At 73.8% G+C, this 18,229-nt stretch carries 17 protein-coding genes; 7 read left to right on the top strand and 10 right to left on the bottom strand.

Translation table 11 applies throughout. The features are described from left to right. The first annotated feature begins 298 nt into the window (after positions 1-298). Positions 299-670, top strand: a complete 372-nt coding sequence (locus ACFWBY_RS29240; protein WP_385338382.1) for a DUF1844 domain-containing protein — start codon at positions 299-301, stop codon at positions 668-670. Positions 671-732: 62 nt separating this feature from the next. Here the strand turns inward: ACFWBY_RS29240 and ACFWBY_RS29245 are convergent, their stop codons facing one another. From ACFWBY_RS29245 to ACFWBY_RS29255, 3 genes are read right to left on the bottom strand one after another with little or no spacing between them, the layout of a single operon-like run. Next, positions 733-1,473, bottom strand: coding sequence for an SseB family protein (locus tag ACFWBY_RS29245; protein ID WP_385338380.1), 741 nt, complete (start codon positions 1,471-1,473; stop codon positions 733-735). Positions 1,474-1,475: 2 nt separating this feature from the next. Continuing rightward, complete coding sequence (mycP, locus tag ACFWBY_RS29250) at positions 1,476-2,651, bottom strand: type VII secretion-associated serine protease mycosin (protein WP_385338377.1); 1,176 nt, start codon at positions 2,649-2,651, stop codon at positions 1,476-1,478. Continuing rightward, the gene (locus ACFWBY_RS29255) at positions 2,648-3,421 is read right to left on the bottom strand and encodes a hypothetical protein (protein ID WP_385338375.1); all 774 of its coding nucleotides are present in this window, start codon (positions 3,419-3,421) and stop codon (positions 2,648-2,650) included. Before ACFWBY_RS29255 ends, mycP begins: the two co-directional genes overlap by 4 nt. 208 nt (positions 3,422-3,629) lie before the next feature. On the opposite strand from ACFWBY_RS29255, the gene ACFWBY_RS29260 reads away from it, so the two are divergent. After that, positions 3,630-4,832 (top strand): amino acid deaminase/aldolase, encoded by a 1,203-nt coding sequence (locus ACFWBY_RS29260; protein WP_385338372.1) that lies wholly within the window; start codon positions 3,630-3,632, stop codon positions 4,830-4,832. A gap of 18 nt (positions 4,833-4,850) precedes the next feature. Here ACFWBY_RS29260 and ACFWBY_RS29265 read toward each other — a convergent pair whose 3' ends face one another. From ACFWBY_RS29265 to ACFWBY_RS29280, 4 genes are all read right to left on the bottom strand, one after another. After that, entirely contained in the window at positions 4,851-6,128 is a 1,278-nt protein-coding gene (locus ACFWBY_RS29265) for a haloacid dehalogenase-like hydrolase (protein ID WP_385338370.1), read from the bottom strand. 78 nt (positions 6,129-6,206) lie between these two features. Continuing rightward, the gene (locus ACFWBY_RS29270) at positions 6,207-6,992 is read right to left on the bottom strand and encodes a 3-oxoacyl-ACP reductase (RefSeq protein WP_385338367.1); all 786 of its coding nucleotides are present in this window, start codon (positions 6,990-6,992) and stop codon (positions 6,207-6,209) included. 3 nt (positions 6,993-6,995) lie between these two features. Beyond that, a complete protein-coding gene (locus ACFWBY_RS29275; RefSeq protein ID WP_385338364.1) occupies positions 6,996-8,375 on the bottom strand; it encodes an aldehyde dehydrogenase family protein in 1,380 nt (459 codons plus the stop codon). Positions 8,376-8,445: 70 nt separating this feature from the next. Beyond that, entirely contained in the window at positions 8,446-9,825 is a 1,380-nt protein-coding gene (locus tag ACFWBY_RS29280; protein ID WP_385338361.1) for a glutamine synthetase family protein, read from the bottom strand. A gap of 77 nt (positions 9,826-9,902) precedes the next feature. Between ACFWBY_RS29280 and ACFWBY_RS29285 the strand changes: the two genes are divergently transcribed. From ACFWBY_RS29285 to ACFWBY_RS29295, 3 genes are all read left to right on the top strand, one after another. After that, positions 9,903-10,649 (top strand): FadR/GntR family transcriptional regulator, encoded by a 747-nt coding sequence (locus ACFWBY_RS29285; RefSeq protein WP_385338358.1) that lies wholly within the window; start codon positions 9,903-9,905, stop codon positions 10,647-10,649. A 173-nt stretch (positions 10,650-10,822) separates the two neighbouring features. Further along, positions 10,823-12,295 (top strand): ethanolamine permease, encoded by a 1,473-nt coding sequence (gene eat / locus ACFWBY_RS29290; RefSeq protein ID WP_385338355.1) that lies wholly within the window; start codon positions 10,823-10,825, stop codon positions 12,293-12,295. 36 nt (positions 12,296-12,331) lie between these two features. Continuing rightward, a complete protein-coding gene (locus ACFWBY_RS29295) occupies positions 12,332-13,036 on the top strand; it encodes a gamma-glutamyl-gamma-aminobutyrate hydrolase family protein (protein WP_385338352.1) in 705 nt (234 codons plus the stop codon). Positions 13,037-13,513: 477 nt separating this feature from the next. Here ACFWBY_RS29295 and ACFWBY_RS29300 read toward each other — a convergent pair whose 3' ends face one another. Continuing rightward, positions 13,514-14,455 (bottom strand): LysR family transcriptional regulator, encoded by a 942-nt coding sequence (locus tag ACFWBY_RS29300; RefSeq protein ID WP_385338349.1) that lies wholly within the window; start codon positions 14,453-14,455, stop codon positions 13,514-13,516. A gap of 70 nt (positions 14,456-14,525) precedes the next feature. On the opposite strand from ACFWBY_RS29300, the gene ACFWBY_RS29305 reads away from it, so the two are divergent. Further along, entirely contained in the window at positions 14,526-15,650 is a 1,125-nt protein-coding gene (locus ACFWBY_RS29305) for a TDT family transporter (protein ID WP_385338347.1), read from the top strand. Between the two features lie 22 nt (positions 15,651-15,672). Here the strand turns inward: ACFWBY_RS29305 and ACFWBY_RS29310 are convergent, their stop codons facing one another. Together ACFWBY_RS29310 and ACFWBY_RS29315 are read right to left on the bottom strand one after the other, a co-directional pair. Next, complete coding sequence (locus ACFWBY_RS29310; RefSeq protein ID WP_385338344.1) at positions 15,673-16,401, bottom strand: helical backbone metal receptor; 729 nt, start codon at positions 16,399-16,401, stop codon at positions 15,673-15,675. Between the two features lie 16 nt (positions 16,402-16,417). Beyond that, the gene (locus ACFWBY_RS29315) at positions 16,418-16,966 is read right to left on the bottom strand and encodes a helix-turn-helix domain-containing protein (protein ID WP_214948334.1); all 549 of its coding nucleotides are present in this window, start codon (positions 16,964-16,966) and stop codon (positions 16,418-16,420) included. A gap of 311 nt (positions 16,967-17,277) precedes the next feature. Between ACFWBY_RS29315 and ACFWBY_RS29320 the strand changes: the two genes are divergently transcribed. Further along, complete coding sequence (locus ACFWBY_RS29320) at positions 17,278-18,183, top strand: 5'-3' exonuclease H3TH domain-containing protein (protein ID WP_385338452.1); 906 nt, start codon at positions 17,278-17,280, stop codon at positions 18,181-18,183. Positions 18,184-18,229 lie beyond the last annotated feature (46 nt).

The raw sequence follows: 18,229 nt of genomic DNA on the forward strand, positions 1-18,229 counted from the left end.
CGTTTTTCCGTCAGACCGACCGCGGCGGAGAATGAAAAAAGCCCCGCCGGGCACAGGCAGGGGCTCCAAAACAACCGGAGCACCGCCGCGTGCAAACCGCGGGGCGCAGACTCGGGCAGCTTTCCATCGTCCGTACGGAACGATGGATACCACCTGACCGGTGACCCGCCTCCCGTGAGGGTGGTCGGGTGGGAGAATCGGAGCCTCCACTTGTGGTCGGGCACGTGAGTGTCCGACCGGTCGATGTACATACTAGCACCCGCCTTGCAAGCCCGCCGCACGGCATATCGTGGGGCACATGACTGACGCGACGCCCTCCGGTGCCACTCCCGACTCCCCCGACTACGACGACATGACCCGCGACATCGCGGACGTGCCGGCGGTCGAGGTCATCACCACGGTGGCCGTCCACCTGCTCAGTGCGGCCGCGGTCAACCTGGGCCTGGACAAGCCCGACTCCGAGCACAAGGACCTCGACGAGGCCCGCAAGCTGATCACCGCCCTCGCCGGCCTGGTCACCGCGAGCGCCACCGAGATCAGCTCCTTCCACGCCGCCCCCCTGCGCGACGGCCTGAAGTCCCTCCAGCTCGCCTTCCGCGAGGCCTCGCTGGTGCAGGACGAGCCGGGGCAGGGCCCGGGCGAGAAGTTCACGGGTCCCGTGTACGCGTAGCGGAACCGGGGGGAGGGCCGGGGCACCCGCCCCGGCCCTCCCCTTTCGCGTGTCCCCGCGCCTCAGCGCGTGAAGAGCGGCTCTCCCGGCGGGGCCGGGGCCCCCTCCGGGAGCAGCGCCAGGTCCAGTCCCCCCACGAGGCGTGCGCGCAGGGTCTCGTCGGCCGCCAGGGCCTCGGCCACCCGCCGGGCCGCCGCCGTGGCCTGCGGGCCGGCGGCCAGCACGATCGCCAGGGTGCCGTCGGCGTCCGCGGCGCCCGGGCCCAGGCGGGCCTCGAGTACGGCGGGCTCGGCGGCCACGACGGCCCGTACCGCCTCGCGCACGGCCGGGTCGGCGAGCGGGCCGCTGTCGGTGCGGCCTTCGGCCAGCGCGAGCAGGGCGGGGCCGGTGAGCTGGTAGGTGACCGGGCCGGACAGGTCGACGACGACCGTGTCGGCCTTCTCGTGCGCGGCGGCGGCCAGGGCCTGGTGCAGCGGGACCGCCACCGGGCGGGCGGCCGGGTCCCACCGGGCCAGCGAGGCGGTCGAGGTGAAGGCGGGCAGGGCCCGCCGGTCCCCCGCCCGCAGTGTGGGGACGGCCATGTCGCTGGTCTTCTCGCGCTTGAGGCCGGTCTCGGGGTCGGTCTCGACCTCGCCGAGGACGGCGACGACGGGCACGAGCAGGCGGGCGTCCTTGAGGGCCGCCAGCACCTCCGGCTCCTTGCCCCTGTCCTCGGCCCAGGCGGCCAGGGCAGCGCTCAGCCGCGGGTCGGCGGAGCCGTCGTCGTCGGAGAAACCCGGGTCGGGAATGTTCTTGTTCGCCACAGTTACCCGAGCCTATCGGGCCGCGCGGCCCGGGGGCGCCGCGCCAGTACGCCGGCCAGCACGAGGAGCGCCAGTCCGGCCGCCGCGCCGGCCGGGGCGCCGAGACGGGCGCGGCGCTCGGGGCCGCGTTCCGGCTCGGGGCCCGGGCCGAAGTACGTGCCCCGGGCGGCGGCGGGCGCGGGCAGCGCCGGCTCGGCGGTCATCGCGTCGGCGATCTGCAGGGCGGCGACCGGATCGACCAGGCCGAAGCCGCGGGAGTCGTCGCGGCCGCCGGACGGGGCGTCGGAGGCGGTGTCCTCCAGGAGCTTCTTGATCTGCGCCGGGGACAGGCCGGGGTGGGCCGCCTTGACCAGGGCGACCGCGCCGGAGACGAAGGCGGAGGCGGCGCTGGTGCCCCAGCCCTCGTAGTAGGAGCGGTCCGGGTCGGCGATGACGATGTCGACGCCGGGGGCGCTGACGGTGGCGTACCAGTTGCGGGTGGAGAAGGCGGCCTTCTTGCCCTTGCGGTCCACGGCCGTGACGGCGATGACGCCGGGGTAGGCGGCCGGGTAGGAGGCGTGGTCGCCCTGTTCGCCGCCGTTGCCCGCGGAGGCGACGACGACGACCCCCTTGGCCAGTGCGTACTGGACGGCCTCGTCCTCGGCGGCCTCGTGGTGCGCGGAGCTGCTGTCGTCGCCGAGGGAGAGGTTGATCACGTCGGCGCCGTGGTCGGCGGCCCAGCGGATGCCCTCGGCGAGGGCGCCGCCCTTGCTGTCGCGGGCCTTGGTCCGGCCGGGGTCGCCCTCCTCCAGGATCACCCGGATCGGGAGGATCTTCGCCTGCGGTGCGACCCCGAGGACGCCCTGGCGGCGGTCCGGACCGTGGCCGTGCCCGGCGATGATCCCCGCCATGGCGGTGCCGTGCCGGGCCCAGGTGCGCTCGCCCCGGCCGGCGCCCATGCCGACGAGGTCGTTGCCTTCGAGTACCTGCCCGGCCAGGTCGGGGTGGGCCGGGTCGACCCCGGTGTCCAGGACGGCGACGGTGACCCCGTCGCCCCGGGTGGTGCCCCACGCCTCTTCGGCGCGCAGGGCCGTCAAGCCCCACTGGCGGTCCCGGACGGCGTCGGCGGCGGCCGGGGGCGCGAGGGCCGGGACGAGCAGGGCCCCGAGGGCGAGGGCGGGGAGGAAGCGGCGGCTCATCGGGCGGGCTCCGGGGCGGGCGGGGCCGCGAGGGCCCGTACGGCTCGTTCGACGCGGTCGGCGACGCCCTTGGCCTCGTGGCCCAGACCGGCCTGGGCCACGGGTCCGGTGGCGTCCTTGCGCATGGCCTCGTCGGCGGGGGTGGGGGCGTCCAGGGTGCGGCCGTCGGCGAAGGCGGAGACGGAGTAGAGGACGACGGGGGCCTCGGGGAGCACGGAGGCGGTCCAGGCCGCGCGCCGGTCGTCGGGGAAGCCGTAGCCGGGCGGGATGGTCAGCCGGCCGCGCAGGGCGCTCAGCGCCGGGGCGTCGGCGGGGGCGAAGACCATGCCGACGGTGACGAGCGAACTGCGGGTGGCGTCGGTGTAGGTGGCGCGGAGCACGCGGGTGCAGCCGGCTTCGGCGAGCAGGGCCTGCCAGTCGGCTGCGAGGGCGGCGGAGCACTCGGCGTCGGGGGCCAGCGCGATCCGGGTCCACGTGCGGTCGGCGCCGCCGGGCCCGGCGCCCGCACCCTCGACGACGGGCGGGAAGAGGGTGTCGACGGGGGTGGACCGCCAGAGCGAGGCGGCCTCGCGGTAGGCGGCTTCGGCTGCCAAGGGCCGCTGCGCGGCGCGGTGTTCGGCGACCGCCGTGTAGCCGGCGGCGCCGGTGAGGCAGAGTCCGAGGAGGGCGCAGAGGACGGCGCCGAGGACCCGTCCGGGCTGCCGCCGTGGCGGGGCCGGGGGCCGGTCGGGCGCGGTCAGGACCTCGCTGTGCGGTGTGGACGTGCTCATCCGGCGGCTCAGCCCCCCGTTCCGTCCGGCTGCCTGCCCCTACTTTACGCGCCCGCGAACGGGCCCCGGCCGGCCGGTCCGGGCACTCCCGCGGGAGCTCACGCGCGGTCGCGGGTGCCCGCCGGGGCCCCGGGGCCGGTTCCGGCCGGAAGGGCGATGCCCGGGAACCCCCTACCCACGGGTACACCCATCTGGCAGGCTGCCGCCCATGAACTCCCCCGCCGCCGACCGGGCCCGATACGACCGGGCCACCGCCCACCTCGACGCCCCGCTCGCCCTCGTGGACCTCGAGGCGTTCGACGCCAACGCCGACGACCTCGTGCGCCGGGCCGGCGGGAAGCCGGTCCGGGTGGCGAGCAAGTCCGTACGGTGCCGAGCGCTGCTCGAACGGGTCCTCGCCCGGCCCGGGTTCGCCGGGATCATGTCGTACACCCTCGACGAGTCGATCTGGCTGGCCCGCTCCGGCTTCGAGGACGTGCTGCTCGCCTACCCGTCCGCCGACCGGGCCGGCTTCGCGGAGCTCGCGGGCGACGCGAAGCTGGCCGGCGCGGTGACGGTGATGGTCGACGACGTCGCGCAGCTCGAGCTCATCGACCGGGCCCGCGACGGCGGCGACCAGGAGATCCGGGTCTGCCTGGAACTGGACACCGCCCTGCACCTGTTCGGCGGCAGGGTCCGCGTCGGCGCCCGCCGCTCCCCGCTGCGCGAGCCGGCCGAGCTCGCCCGCCTGGCCCGCGCGGTGAGCGCCCGGCCGGGTTTCCGCGTCGTCGGGCTGATGGGGTACGAGGGCCACGTGGCCGGGGTGGGCGACGCGCTGGCCGGGCGCCCGCTGCGCTCGCGCGCCATCCGGCTGATGCAGGGCGCCGCCCGCAAGGAGCTGGCCGCCCGCCGGGCCGAGGCCGTACGGGCCGTGCGCGCCGTGGTCCCGGACCTGGAGTTCGTCAACGGGGGCGGCACGGGCAGCGTCCAGCAGACCGCGGCCGAGGACGCGGTCACGGAGATCGCCGCCGGCTCGGGCCTCTACGTACCGCGCCTGTTCGACAACTACACCTCGTTCAGCGGGCGTCCCGCCGCCCTCTTCGCCCAGCCGGTGGTCCGCCGGCCCGGCGTCGGGGTCGTCACGGTGCTCGGCGGCGGGTACCCGGCCTCGGGGGCGCCCGGCCCGGACCGGCTGCCGTTCCCGTACCTGCCCCAGGGGCTGCGCTACGACCCCCAGGAAGGGGCCGGAGAGGTGCAGACGCCGCTGCTCGGCAGCCCGGCCGACGATCTGCTGATCGGCGACCGGGTCTGGTTCCGGCACGCGAAGGCCGGTGAGCTGTGCGAGCGCTTCGACGAGCTGCACCTCGTGGAGGGCGACCGGGTGACGGCCACCGCCCCGACCTACCGGGGCGAGGGCCGCACGTTCCTGTGACGCCTCCGGGGAGGACGCCTACGGGAAGACGGAGTCCGTCTGGTCGGGGATGACGCTGGTGTCGCCCCGCAGGACGGGCCCCGGCGTGCCGTCGCGGCCGGTGAAGCCGGTGGACGCGCACGGGTAAGGGGAGGCCTTGCGCTTCTTCGGCTCGATGAACATCGGGTTCACGATCCACTTGCCGTCGCTGTTGTCGTAGGCGCGGCACATCAGCTCGTTCTTGTTGCGGTTGACGACGAGCCGCAGCGCGGTCGCGTCCCGCAGGAAGGAGACGTCGGTGTCGGAGTCGCCCGCGGCGAACACCTGGCGGCGTGCGGGCGGCTGGACCTTCTCGGCCGCGGCGCCCCGGACCCCGAAGACCTCCTTGTTGATCCAGCAGCGCTTGCCGTCGATGTAGGTGATCATCGTGTCGTCGCCGTCCCGGACGGAACCGCAGCCCTGCAGGTGGGTGGTGAACTTCCCGCCGCGGGTGGTGGTGTTGCGGATGCCGATGACGTGGTCCGCGTCGATGCCGACGCCCTCGGCCCACACCTCGACGACCGGCTGCGGCGAGGCCGAGCTGATCCAGACGTCGAAGCCGGCCTCGCGCAGGCCGTCGATAAGGTCCCTCTGCTGGTCGTAGTAGCGCACCCAGCCGGTGGCGGTGGTGCTGCCGACCCGCTGCTCGGCGCCGATGGGCGCGGCCAGGTTCTCGGCGCGCGCGGCGGCCGCGAAGCCGCGGACCTCGCGCGCGGTCCAGCCCTGTGTCAGCTGCGGCAGCCAGGCGTAGGCGGGCTCGATCGTGCGGTGGTCCCAGCCCGCGAAGGCGGGGGCGGCCGCACGGGTGGCGGCCGTGCCGTAGACGGCGTTCAGCTCGTCGGCGCAGTCGGCGCCCTCCGGGGTGCCGGTGGGCAGCGTCGCGCCGGGCTTCGCGAGGGCCCCGCAGGCGTCGGCGAGGGCCCTGGCGGCGGCCGGGGTGAGGTAGCGGCTGGTGGTGCTCCAGTCGCCCCGGGCCGGCTGGCGGATCTTCCCGTTGCGCAGCAGCCAGAACATCTGCGCGTCACCGACGTCGTTCTTGACGACGGTGTTGTCCCAGTCGAAGACGGCGACCGGCTTGGCGCGGTGGGACCGGTACGGGGCGCACGCGCCGTACTCGTCGATCAGCCGCTGGAGCCGGGCCTGGTTGTCCCCGTACCAGCCCGCGCCGACCGTCACCCGGGGGCAGGGGGCCGCGGCCGCCTGGGCCGGCGGTGGCGAGAGGAGTCCGGAGCCGGTCACGGCCATGAGGGCGAGGGGGGCCGCCCATCTTCTCTGCATGCTGCTCCTCGGTGCGATCGGGAAAGGGAACAGCCGGGCACCTCGCGGTGCCCGGCTGGAGTCGGCTGACCGGGCGGCCTACAGCGGGGTGACGTACGCCCCGGAGATGCCGCCGTCGACCAGGAAGTCGCTGGCGTTGACGAAGGAGGAGTCGTCGCTCGCGAGGAAGGCGACCGCGGCGGCGATCTCGGTGGGTTCGGCGAAGCGGCCCAGCGGGATGTGCACGAGCCGGCGGGCGGCGCGCTCCGGGTCCTTGGCGAACAGCTCCTGCAGGAGGGGGGTGTTGACGGGTCCCGGGCACAGGGCGTTGACGCGGATGCCCTCGCGGGCGAACTGCACGCCGAGCTCGCGGGACATGGCGAGCACGCCGCCCTTGGAGGCGGTGTAGGAGATCTGCGAGGTGGCGGCGCCCATGACGGCCACGAAGGAGGCGGTGTTGATGATGGAGCCGCGGCCCTGGCGCTGCATGTAGGGCAGGGCGGCCTTGCAGCACAGGTAGACGGAGGTGAGGTTGACGTCCTGGACGCGCTTCCAGGCCTCCAGTCCGGTGGTGAGGATCGAGTCGTCGTCCGGGGGCGAGATGCCGGCGTTGTTGAAGGCGATGTCGACGGAGCCGTAGGTGTCGAAGGCCGTCTTGAACAGCGCCTCCACCTCCTCCGGGCTGGTGACGTCGACCTTCACGAAGGTGCCGCCGACCTCTTCGGCGGCGGCCTTGCCGACGGTCTCGTCGATGTCGCCGCAGACGACGTTGGCGCCTTCGGAGGCGAGGCGGCGGGCGGTGGCGAGGCCGATGCCGCTGCCGGCTCCGGTGATGACGGCGGTGCGGCCGACCAGGCGGCGGCAGACGATCTCTTCAGTGGACATGGTTCAGGCCTCCGTGCTGATGAAGACGTTCTTGGTCTCGGTGAAAGCGGAGAGGGAGTCGGGGCCGAGCTCGCGGCCGAGCCCGGACTGCTTGTAGCCGCCGAAGGGGGTCCAGTAGCGGACGCTGCTGTGGGAGTTGACCGACAGGTTGCCCGCGGCGACGGCGCGCGAGACGCGCAGGGCGCGGCCCACGTCGCGGGTCCAGAGGGATCCGGCGAGGCCGTACTCGGTGGCGTTGGCCAGGCGCACGGCGTCCTCCTCGTCCTCGAAGGGCAGGACGACGGCGACGGGTCCGAAGACCTCCTCGGCGGCGACGGACGCGGTGGGGCCGACGCCGGTGACGAGGGTCGCGGGGTACCAGAAGCCCGGACCCTCGGGGGCCGTGCCGCGGATCACGGTGAGGTCGTCGGTGACGTAGGACCGTACGCGGTCCAGTTGCACCCGCGAGATCAGCGGGCCCATCTGCGTCTTCTCGTCGTTCGGGTCGCCGACGACCACGCTCTCGATCGCGGGGGCCAGCAGCTCCATGAACCGGTCGTAGGCCGATCGCTGGACGAGGATCCGGGTGCGGGCGCAGCAGTCCTGGCCGGTGTTGTCCAGGAAGGACATCGGGGCGGCGGCCGCGGCGGCTTCCAGGTCCGCGTCGGCGAAGACGATGTTGGGGTTCTTGCCGCCGAGTTCGAGGGTGACCCGCTTCACCCGGTCGGCGCACTTGGCCATGATCTGCTTGCCGACCCGGGTGGAACCCGTGAAGACGATCTTGGCCACGCCCGGGTGCTCGACCAGGGCGTCGCCCGCGACCGCGCCGTGGCCGGGCAGTACCTGCAGGAGGTGTTCGGGGAGTCCTGCCTCCAGGGCGAGCTCGGCCAGGCGCAGCGCGGTGAGCGGGGTGGTCTCGGCGGGCTTGAGGATGACCGCGTTGCCCGCGGCGAGTGCGGGGGCCAGGCCCCAGGCGGCGATCGGCATGGGGAAGTTCCACGGGGCGATCACCCCGATGACGCCGAGGGGTTCGAGGAAGGTGACGTCGATGCCGCCCGCCACGGGGATCTGGCGGCCGGAGAGCCGTTCCACTCCGCCGGCGGCGAAGTCGAGGACGTCGCGCACGTTGCCGGCTTCCCAGCGGGCGTTGCCGATGGTGTGGCCCGCCTCGAGGACCTCCAGCCGAGCGAGTTCCTCGATGTGCCCGTCGACGACGACGGCGAAGCGGCGCAGCAGCCTGGCCCGATCGGCCGGCGCGGCGGCCGCCCAGGTCCGCTGGGCCGCGGCGGCCCGTACGACGGCGGCGTCGACGTCGTCCCGTGTGGCGGCCGGGACGACGGCGACGACCTCCTCGGTGGCCGGATTCAAAACGCTCAGATCGAAGGGGGCCTGCGCGTCGGACACGTGGTGCCTCTCAGACGTTCGGGTGCGGTGGGTGCGGTTCCTGCGGTGGGGGGCGTGCGGCGCGATGGCCCTACAGGCGTTCGAAGGAGCGGCGCAGCTCCCAGTCGGTCACCGCGGAGTCGTAGGCGTCCAGTTCGACGCGGGCCATGTTGCGGTAGTGGGCGACGACCTCGGGGCCGAAGGCGGCCTTGGCGATCTCGCTGTTCTCCCAGAGCTCGGCGGCCTCGCGCAGGGTGGTGGGGACGTGTGCGAAGTCGGCGGTGTAGGCGTTGCCGGAGCAGGGTTCGGGCAGTTCGAGGCGGTTCTCGATGCCGTAGAGCCCGGCGGCGACCAGGCCCGCGACGGCGAGGTGGGGGTTGACGTCACCGCCGGGAAGGCGGTTCTCGAAGCGCAGGGAGCGGCCGTGTCCGACCACGCGGAGCGCGCAGGTCCGGTTGTCCACGCCCCAGGCGACGGCGGTCGGCGCGAAGGATCCCGGCCGGAAACGCTTGTACGAGTTGATGTTGGGGGCGTAGAGAAGGGAGAAGTCGCGCAGCGCGGCGAGCTGGCCGGCCAGGAAGTGGCGCATCACCGGTGACATACCGCCGTGGTCGTCCGCGTCCGGGCCCTCCCCGGCCATCACGTTGCGTCCGTCGCCGTCGGTGAGCGAGAGGTGGATGTGACAGGAGTTGCCCTCGCGCTCGTCGAACTTGGCCATGAAGGTGAGCGAGACGCCTTCCTGGGAGGCGATCTCCTTGGCACCCGTCTTGTAGAGCGCGTGCTGGTCGCAGGTGGTCAGCGCCTCGTCGTAGCGGAAGACGATCTCGTGCTGTCCGAGGTTGCACTCGCCCTTGGCCGACTCGACGACCAGGCCCGCGGCCTGCATCTCGTTGCGGATGCGGCGCAGGAGGGGTTCGACGCGGCCGGTCCCGAGGACGGAGTAGTCGATGTTGTACTGGTTGGCGGGGGTCAGGCCGCGGTAGTCCGCGTTCCAGGCCTGCTCGTAGGTGTCCTGGAAGACCATGAACTCCAGCTCGGTGCCCACCATGGCGGTGTAGCCGTGCGCGGCGAGGCGCTCCAGCTGACGGCGCAGGATCTGCCGGGGCGCGGCGACGACGGGAGAGCCGTCGTTCCAGGCGAGGTCGGCCAGGATGAAGGCGCTGCCCGGGCTCCAGGGGATCCGGCGCAGCGTGGCGAGGTCGGGGTGCATGGCGAAGTCGCCGTAGCCCCGGTCCCAGGAGGACATCTCGTATCCGTCGACGGTGTTCATGTCGGTGTCGACGGCGAGCAGGTAGTTGCAGCCCTCGGTGCCGTGCTCGAGGACCTCGTCGAGGAAGAACTGTGCGGCGAACCGCTTGCCCTGGAGCCGTCCCTGCATGTCGGGGAAGGCCAGGACCACTGTGTCGATCTCACCGCTGGCGACGAGAGCACGAAGCTCTTCGGCCGAAAGCGGCGGCTTGCGGTCTACCACGGGAATCTCTCCTTCGGTGAGCCGAGTGCGCCTAAGGTATTGAATAGAACCATTGCTTGGGAAGGGGAGGAGGCGAGATGACCGATACGGCGAGCGAGGGTGACGCCGTCGCACGGCTCAATCCCGTACTGCGACAGGTGCGGGCGGGCAACGGTTTCGAGGAGGCGCTGGAGCAGATCCTCCAGGTGGTCCGGCTCGGACTGGTGCCCGGCGGGGAACGACTGCCACCCGAGCGGGAGTTGGCGGAGCGGATGGGCATCAGCCGGGTGACGCTGCGCGAGGTGCTGAAGGTACTCCAGGACCAGGGCCTGGTGGAGGCCCGGCGCGGACGGTACGGGGGAACGTTCGTCCTGTCCCGCCCCGACACGCCGGCCGGCGGAGCCGAGGAGGAGCTGCGGCGGCGGGTCGCGGGCGTGGACATCGAGGACGCGCTGCGCTTCCGCGAGGTCCTGGAGGTGGGCGCGGCCGGACTGTGCGCCTCCCAGGGGCTGTCCGAGCCGGACACCGACCGGCTCCTCGGCGCGCTGGCCGCCACCCACGACGCACCGCTCCCCGCCTACCGGCGCCAGGACACGCTCTTCCACCTCACCTTGTGCGAACTCGCCGGATCCGCCACCCTGACGGCCCAGTACGCGGCCGTCCGCGCGACGGTGAACGACCTCCTGGACTGCATTCCGCTGCTGGTGCGCAACCTGGAGCACTCCCAGCAGCAGCACAGCGCGCTGGTGGAGGCGGTCCTGGAGCGGGACGCGGACGCGGCGCGCGAGGTGATGCGCGAGCACTGCTGCGGCACGGCGGCGCTGCTGAGGGGGTTCCTGGCCTGAGCGGACGCGGCGCCAGGGGCGGTACGGGATCGGGGGCAGGGGCGGGGCCGCGCGGGCGTGCGGCGGGGGGCCGGGAGCTTTTCGTAACCCCCGTTTAACGCAGGGGTCTTGCGCCCGTCGCGCCGGAGGAGCAAAGGTACGCCCCACAACCATTGCCCTAGGCAGGAGCGCACATGGCCGACGACACCGGCGCACGGCTGGCAGCCGTGCCCGAACCCACCTCATCCCCCGAGAACGGCGGCGACGGCTACCTGGAGCGGCGCACCCTGCGCCGCGGCAGCGCCGGATGGCTGCTGCTGACCGGTCTCGGCGTCGCGTACGTCGTCTCCGGCGACTTCTCCGGCTGGAACGTCGGCCTCGCCCAGGGCGGTTTCGGCGGCCTCGCCATCGCCACCGTCCTCATGGGCGCGATGTACGCGTGCCTGGTCTTCTCCCTCGCCGAACTGTCCGCGATCCTGCCGACGGCCGGCGGCGGCTACGGTTTCGCCCGCCGGGCGCTCGGCACCTGGGGCGGCTTCCTCACCGGCACCGCGATCCTCATCGAGTACATCCTCGCCCCGGCCGCCATCGCCATCTTCATCGGCGACTACGTCGAGTCCCTGAACCTCTTCGGCCTCACCTCCGGCTGGCCCGTCTACCTCGCCTGCTTCGCCGTCTTCATCGGCATCCACCTGTGGGGCGTCGGCGAAGCCCTCAGCTTCTCCCTCGTCGTCACCGCCATCGCCGTGATCGCCCTGATCGTCTTCGCCGTCGGCGCGTTCACCCAGTTCGACGCGGCGAACCTCGACGACATCGCCGTCGACACCACCGCCACCGGCGCGAGTTCGTGGCTGCCGCTGGGCTTCCTCGGCATCTGGGCCGCCTTCCCCTTCGGCATGTGGTTCTTCCTCGGCGTCGAGGGCGTCCCGCTGGCCGCCGAGGAGGCCAAGGACCCGGTCCGCTCCGTACCCCGCGCCCTGTCGATCTCCATGGGCATCCTGGTCCTGCTCGCGCTGGTCACCTTCCTCGCCTCGACCGGAGCACGCGGCGCCGACGCCCTCAAGGACGCCGGGAACCCGCTGGTCGTCGCCCTGGAGGGCAACCCCGGGCTCTCCTGGCTGAAGACCTTCGTCAACTACGCGGGCCTCGCCGGGCTCGTGGCCTCCTTCTTCTCCCTCATCTACGCCGGCTCGCGCCAGCTGTTCGCCCTCTCCCGGGCGGGCTACCTCCCCCGCTTCCTGTCCCTGACCTCCCGGCGCAAAGCCCCCTACCTCGGCCTGCTCATCCCCGGTGCGATCGGCTTCGCGCTGGCCGCCGCCACCGGGAACGGCCCCCGCATGCTGAACATCGCGGTGTTCGGCGCGACCATCTCCTACGCCCTGATGGCCCTCTCCCACATCGTGCTGCGGCGCCACGAACCGGGCCTGGAGCGCCCGTACCGCACCCCCGGCGGCATGGCGACCTCCACGGTGGCCTTCGTACTCGCCCTCTCGGCGCTGGTCGCCACCTTCCTCGTGGACAAGGACGCGGCGTTCATGGCCCTGGCCGTTTACGCGGTCGCCCTCGCCTACTTCGCGTTCTACAGTCGCCACCACCTGGTGGCCTCCGCGCCGGAGGAGGAGTTCGCGGCGCTGGCGGAAGCCGAGGCCGAGCTCTCCCGCGACTGATCCCCCGCCCGTGCAGACCCCCTGGAGGTAACCACCGTGCCCAGGCCGCTCATCGGCATCACCACCTACGTCGAGGAGTCCACCCGCTACGGCGTGTGGGACGTCCCGACGGCCCTCGTCCCCACCGGGTACTACGAACTCGTCCAGGCATCGGGCGGCACGGCCGTGCTGCTCCCGCCGGACGACCCGGCGGCGGCGCGGGAGGTGCTGGCCCGGCTGGACGGCCTGGTCGTCGCGGGCGGCCCGGACGTCGACCCGGTCCGGTACGGGGCCCCGCGCGATCCCCGTACCGGACCGCCCGCGACCCTGCGAGACGAGTGGGAGCTGTCCCTCATCTCGGCGGCGCTGGCCTCCCGCAAGCCCCTGCTGGGGATCTGCCGGGGCATGCAGGCGCTGAACGTGGCCCTGGGCGGGACGCTGGTCCAGCACATCGACGGCCACGTACTGACCGAGGGCGTCATGTCCTGGCACCCGGTCCGCCCGGTCCCCGGCACGCGGTACGCGGCGCTGGTCCCGGAGGAATCGGAGGTCCCGACCTACCACCACCAGGCCGCGGACCGCCTGGGCCGCGGCCTGATCGCCTCCTCCCACGCCGCCGACGGCACGGTGGAATCGATCGAACTGTCCGACCCCGCGCACTGGGTCCTGGGCGTCCAATGGCACCCGGAACGCGACAAGGACACCCGAGTGATGTCGGCCCTCATCGCAGCCGCCTCCGAACCCGGCCCCACCGGCGCTTGAGGCGCGGGCGCCCGCCCCAGCCCCGCCGCCGTTCGAGGCGCGGATTTCCGGCACGGGGCTCCCACCCAGCCCCGCCGGCGTTCGAGGCGGGCGTCCGCCCAAGCCCCGCCGGCGTTCGAGGCGCGGGGTCGGGGGCGGAGCCCCAGGTCTCGGGTCCGGGCGGAGCCCGGGGAACGGGGGAAGGGCGGGTAGGGGAACGCCCCGCAGGGCCACCCACGCCACCGCATCCCGGGCCCGGTCACCCCGGGTCCGGCCACCCCGGACCCGGTCACCCCGGGTCCGGCCAACCCGGACCCGGTCACCCCGGACCCGGCCACGCGGGGCTCAGCCACGCGGGCTCCGGGCCCGGCCACGCGGGGTCCGGCCACGCAGGCTCCGGTGCCGGCCACGCGGGGTCCGGCCACACGGGGTCCGGCAACGCGGGCTCCGGGCCCGGCCACGGGCCCCGGCCGCCCGGTCCAGCCCCGCACAGCGGGGTCAGTGTCGGGTCAGCGACAGCAGGTCCCGCGCCGGACCCGCCGGCCGTGCCCCCGCGGGCCACACCGCCCGCAGGGCCCGGTCGAGCGGCGCCCCGACGACCGGCACGGACACCAGGCGGCGCCCCGCCAGCTCGTCCCCGACCGCCAGCTCGGACAGCACGCACGGCCCCGCCCCGCTCACCGCCGCCGCCTTCACCGCGGTCGTCGAGGCCAGTTCCAGCAGCGGCTCCGCCAGCCCTCCGGAGCCGGCCAGCGCCGCGTCCAGGACCTGCCGGGTCCCCGATCCCCGTTCGCGCAGGATCAGCGGTGTCGCCGCCAGTTCCGCGGGCTCCACCCCGCGCGAGCGCCGCGCCCACGGGTGCCCGGGGGCCACGGCCACCACGAGCCGGTCCCGCGCGATCTCCACCGAGTCCAGCCCCTCCGGCACGCTCAGCCCCTCGACGAAGCCGAGGTCGGCCTCGTGCGCGAGGACCCGTTCGGCGACGACGGCCGAGTTCCCGGCGTGCAGCGACACCGCCGTCCCGGGGCGCTGCCCGCGCAGCGCGATCAGCCAGCCGGGCAGCAGGTACTCCGCGATGGTCATGCTGGCGGCGACGCGCAGCCGGGAGTCGCGGCGGCCCCGTAGCGCCTGCGCGCCCGCGTCGAAGGCCTCGGCCGCCTCCACGACCCGCCGCGCCCAGTCCGTGACCAGCGCGCCTTCCGCCGTCAGGGTCGAACCGCGCGGGGACCGGTCCACGAGCGCGACCCCGAGCCGGGTCTCCATCGCCCGGATCCGGCTGCTGGCGGCGGGCTGGGTGATCCCGAGCCGTCGGGCCGCACCGCTCAGGCTGCCGACGCGTGCGACCGCGAGCAGCAGTTCCATGGCGCCCAGGTCGGGGACCCGGTGTGCCAGTGGAACCTGTGCTTCGGTCCACTCGTCTTTGCCGTACTCGTTACCCATAACTTCAGTTTATGCCCTCATAGGACAGCGCCCCCTGCCGTCCGGTCCCGCCCGGCGCGACGCTGGACCCATGGCCACCACCCTCGTACGACCCCGTCCCGCCACCCCTGGGACCCAGCGGGCCCACAAGGCTCCCGCACTGCGCCACCTCGGCCCCAACTGGTACGCGTCCGTCATGGGCACGGCGATCATCGCCAACGCCGGCGCCACCCTCCCCTACCAGGTCCCCGGCCAGCGCGTGGTCTGCCAGGTCTTCTGGCTGCTGGCCGCCACCGCCCTCGCCGTGCTGCTGACCGCACGCGCCGGCCACTGGCTCCACCACCGCGACCAGGCCCGGGCCCATCTCCTCGACCCCGGCGTGGCCCCGTTCTACGGCTGCCTCTCGATGGCCCTGCTGGCCGTCGGCGGCGGAGCCCTCATCGTCGGCAAGGACCTCATCGGAGTGCGGGCAGCCGTGGCCGCGGACACGGTCCTGTTCAGCGTCGGCACCGCGATCGGCCTGCTCGCCGCCGTCGCCGTCCCCTACCTGATGGTGGTCCGCCACAAGGTCGAGGCCCACCAGGCCACCCCCGTCTGGCTGCTCCCCGTGGTCGCCCCGATGGTCTCCGCCGCGATGGGCCCCCTGCTGATCCCCCACCTGGCCGCCGGCCAGGCCCGGGAGGCCATGCTGCTCGCCTGTTACGCCATGTTCGGCATCAGCCTGCTCGCCACCCTGCTGATGCTCCCCCTGGTCTTCGGCCGGCTGATCGTGAGCGGCCCCCTCCCCCTGGCGCTCACCCCCACCCTGTTCTTGGTCCTCGGGCCCCTCGGCCAGTCCACCACCGCTGTGAACGCGCTCGCGGACATGGCGCCCCAGTCGATATCCGCCGCCTACTCCGGCGCGTTCGGCGCCTTCGCCGTCGTCTACGGGGTCCCCGTGATGGGGTTCGCCCTCCTGTGGCTGGCACTGGCCGCGGCGATGCTGGTGCGGGCCGCGCGCGGCGGCATGGGCTTCGCCATGACCTGGTGGGCGCTGACCTTCCCCGTCGGCACCTGCGTCACCGGCGCGGCCGGTCTGGCCCGCCACACCGGGCTCACCGCCTTCTCCTGGCTGGCCGCGGCCCTGTTCCTGGCCCTGCTGACCGCCTGGCTCCTGGCGGCCGCGAACACCCTGCGCGGCCTGCTCACCGGCCGCCTCCTGGCCGCACCCCGCTAGGCCCAGGCCGTCGGGCTGCCCCTCAGCGCGCCCCCCGCAGGGCCCCGGCCAGGACCGCCGGAGCCTCGGCCAGCGAGGGCCCGTACCAGGTCAGGTGCCGGCCGCTGACGAACGCGGCCGGGATCCCGGGGAAGGCCTCGGGCCCGTCCGCGGCGGTGAAGCGGTACGGCTCGTCCGGGAGGACGACGAGGTCGCAGCCCGAGGCGGCCGGCTCCGACGCCCGGATCCGCGGGTAGCGCTCCGCGTGGCCGGCGTACGCGTTGCGCACGCCGAGGCGGGCCAGCAGGTCCCCCGCGAAGGTGTCGCGGCCGAGCACCATCCAGGGCCTGCGCCAGATCGGTACGAAGGCCAGGGCCGGCGGGAGGGGCTCCGCCCGGGCCCATGCGGCCTCGGCGTCCTTCAGCCACCCGGGCCGCTTCAGCCCCAGCGCGCCCACCAGTACCCGTTCCAGTTCGCTCAGCGCCTGCGGAAGGTCCCGTACCTCGGTGACCAGCACCTCCAGACCGGCGGCCCGCAGCGCGGCGAGGTCGGGGGCCCGGTTCTCCTCCTCGTTGGCGATGACCAGATCCGGGCGCAGCTCCGTGATCGCCGCGACGTCGGGGTTCTTCGTGCCCCCGACGCGCGCCACGTCCCCGAGGTCGGCCGGGTGCGTGCACCAGGCGGTCGCCCCGACCAGCGCTCCGGGCGCGCTCACCGCCACCGCCTCGGTCAGGGACGGCACCAGCGAGACGACCCTCTTCGGCGTGCGCATCCCCGGGCCCTCCGCTTCAGTGGCCCGGCGAGGGCGGTTCGGAGGTCGCGTGGATGTGCTCGCCGACCGCGACGATCAGGATCCGGGTGTCCTCGGTGACGGCCCGCCAGCGGTGGCGCACACCGCCGGACAGGAACAGCGCGTCCCCGCTCTCCAGCCGGTAGGCCCGCCCTTCCGCCTCCACCTGGCAGGCGCCCGAGACCACGTACATCAGCTCGTCGTTGCGGTGCTGGTACTCGCGGCCGGCGTCCTGGTCCCCGGTGAACTCCAGGGCGTGCAGCTGGTGGTGTCCCCGCACGAGGGGCCGCACGCCGGGGACCGGGGTGAGCCCCGAGTCGTCGCCGGCGCGTACGAGGTCCACGGTGCGCGCGGTGTCGGAGGCGGCCAGCAGGTCGACGGCCGTGGTCTCCAGCGCGTCGGCGACCCGCTCCAGGGACCGCATGCTGGGCCGGGCCCGTTCGTTCTCTATCTGACTGAGGAAGGGGACCGACAGGCCGCTGCGCGCCGATACGGCGGCGAGCGTGAGGTGCAGCGCACGGCGTCTCTTGCGGACGGCCACCCCCACCCGGAGCGGCTCCTTGGAGTCCTTGTCCCGGTCGCGGTCCTTGTCCTGCGCGCCGCCCGCGCCGATCACCCGGTCCCCGCCGCTCGTACCGCTCGCGCTCTTCGTGCCGTCCGTACCGTCGGTGCCATCCCTGTCGTCCATGGCGGGGCTGCCCTCCCCTTGTCCTGGTCCATCGCACATCGGTGTGCTGTAAGCACCTTACGCAGCAACCGGCCCCGGTTTCGCGCTCAAGAGCGGAGCAGACGGCACCGGCGCCACTTTGCCGGGGGCGCCAGGGCATCATCGTGATCGTGACGACGACACGACGCCTGATGCTCCTGGACACCGCCTCCCTCTACTACCGCGCGTACTTCGGCGTGCCGGAATCGGTGAAGGCTCCCGACGGAACGCCGGTCAACGCCGTGCGCGGCCTGCTCGACTTCATCGGCCGCCTCGTGCAGGACCACCGGCCCGACGACCTCGTGGCGTGCATGGACGCCGACTGGCGGCCGCACTGGCGGGTGGAGCTGATCCCCTCCTACAAGGCGCATCGCGTCGCGGTGGAGTCCGAGGCCGGACCGGACCTGGAGGAGACCCCGGACACGCTGGCTCCGCAGGTGCCGATCATCGAGGCGGCCCTGGACGCCTTCGGCATCGCCCGGGTCGGGGTCGCCGGCTACGAGGCGGACGACGTGATCGGCACGCTGACCGCCCGCGCCACGGGCCCGGTGGACATCGTCACCGGCGACCGGGACCTCTACCAGCTGGTCGACGACTCGAAGCGGCGGCGCGTGCTGTACCCGCTGAAGGGGGTGGGCAGCCTCCAGGTGACCGACGAGGTGTGGCTGCTGGAGAGGTACGGGGTCGACGGCCCCGGATACGCGGAGCTGGCCCTGCTGCGCGGCGACCCGAGCGACGGCCTGCCGGGCGTGCCGGGCATCGGCGAGAAGACCGCGGCGAAGCTGCTCCAGGCGTACGGGCACCTGGACGGGATCATCGCGGCGATCGACGATCCGCGTTCGAAGCTGACCCCCGTCCAGCGCAAGCGGCTGGACGAGTCCCGGCCCTACCTGGCGGTGGCCCCCAAGGTCGTCCAGGTCGCCCGCGACGTCCAACTGCCGCACTTCGAGGCGGCGCTGCCTGCGGCTCCCGCCCAGCCCGACCTGGTGGCGGCACTCGCCCGCCGGTGGGGTCTGGGGGGAGCAGTTGAACGCCTGAGCAGCGCGCTACGGCCCTGAGGTGCTAACTTAGGTAATCCTAAGCTTCATGAAGGCCAGGGTCGGA

The sequence above is a fragment of the Streptomyces sp. NPDC060049 genome, assembly GCF_042736715.1.
Lineage (GTDB): Bacteria > Actinomycetota > Actinomycetes > Streptomycetales > Streptomycetaceae > Streptomyces.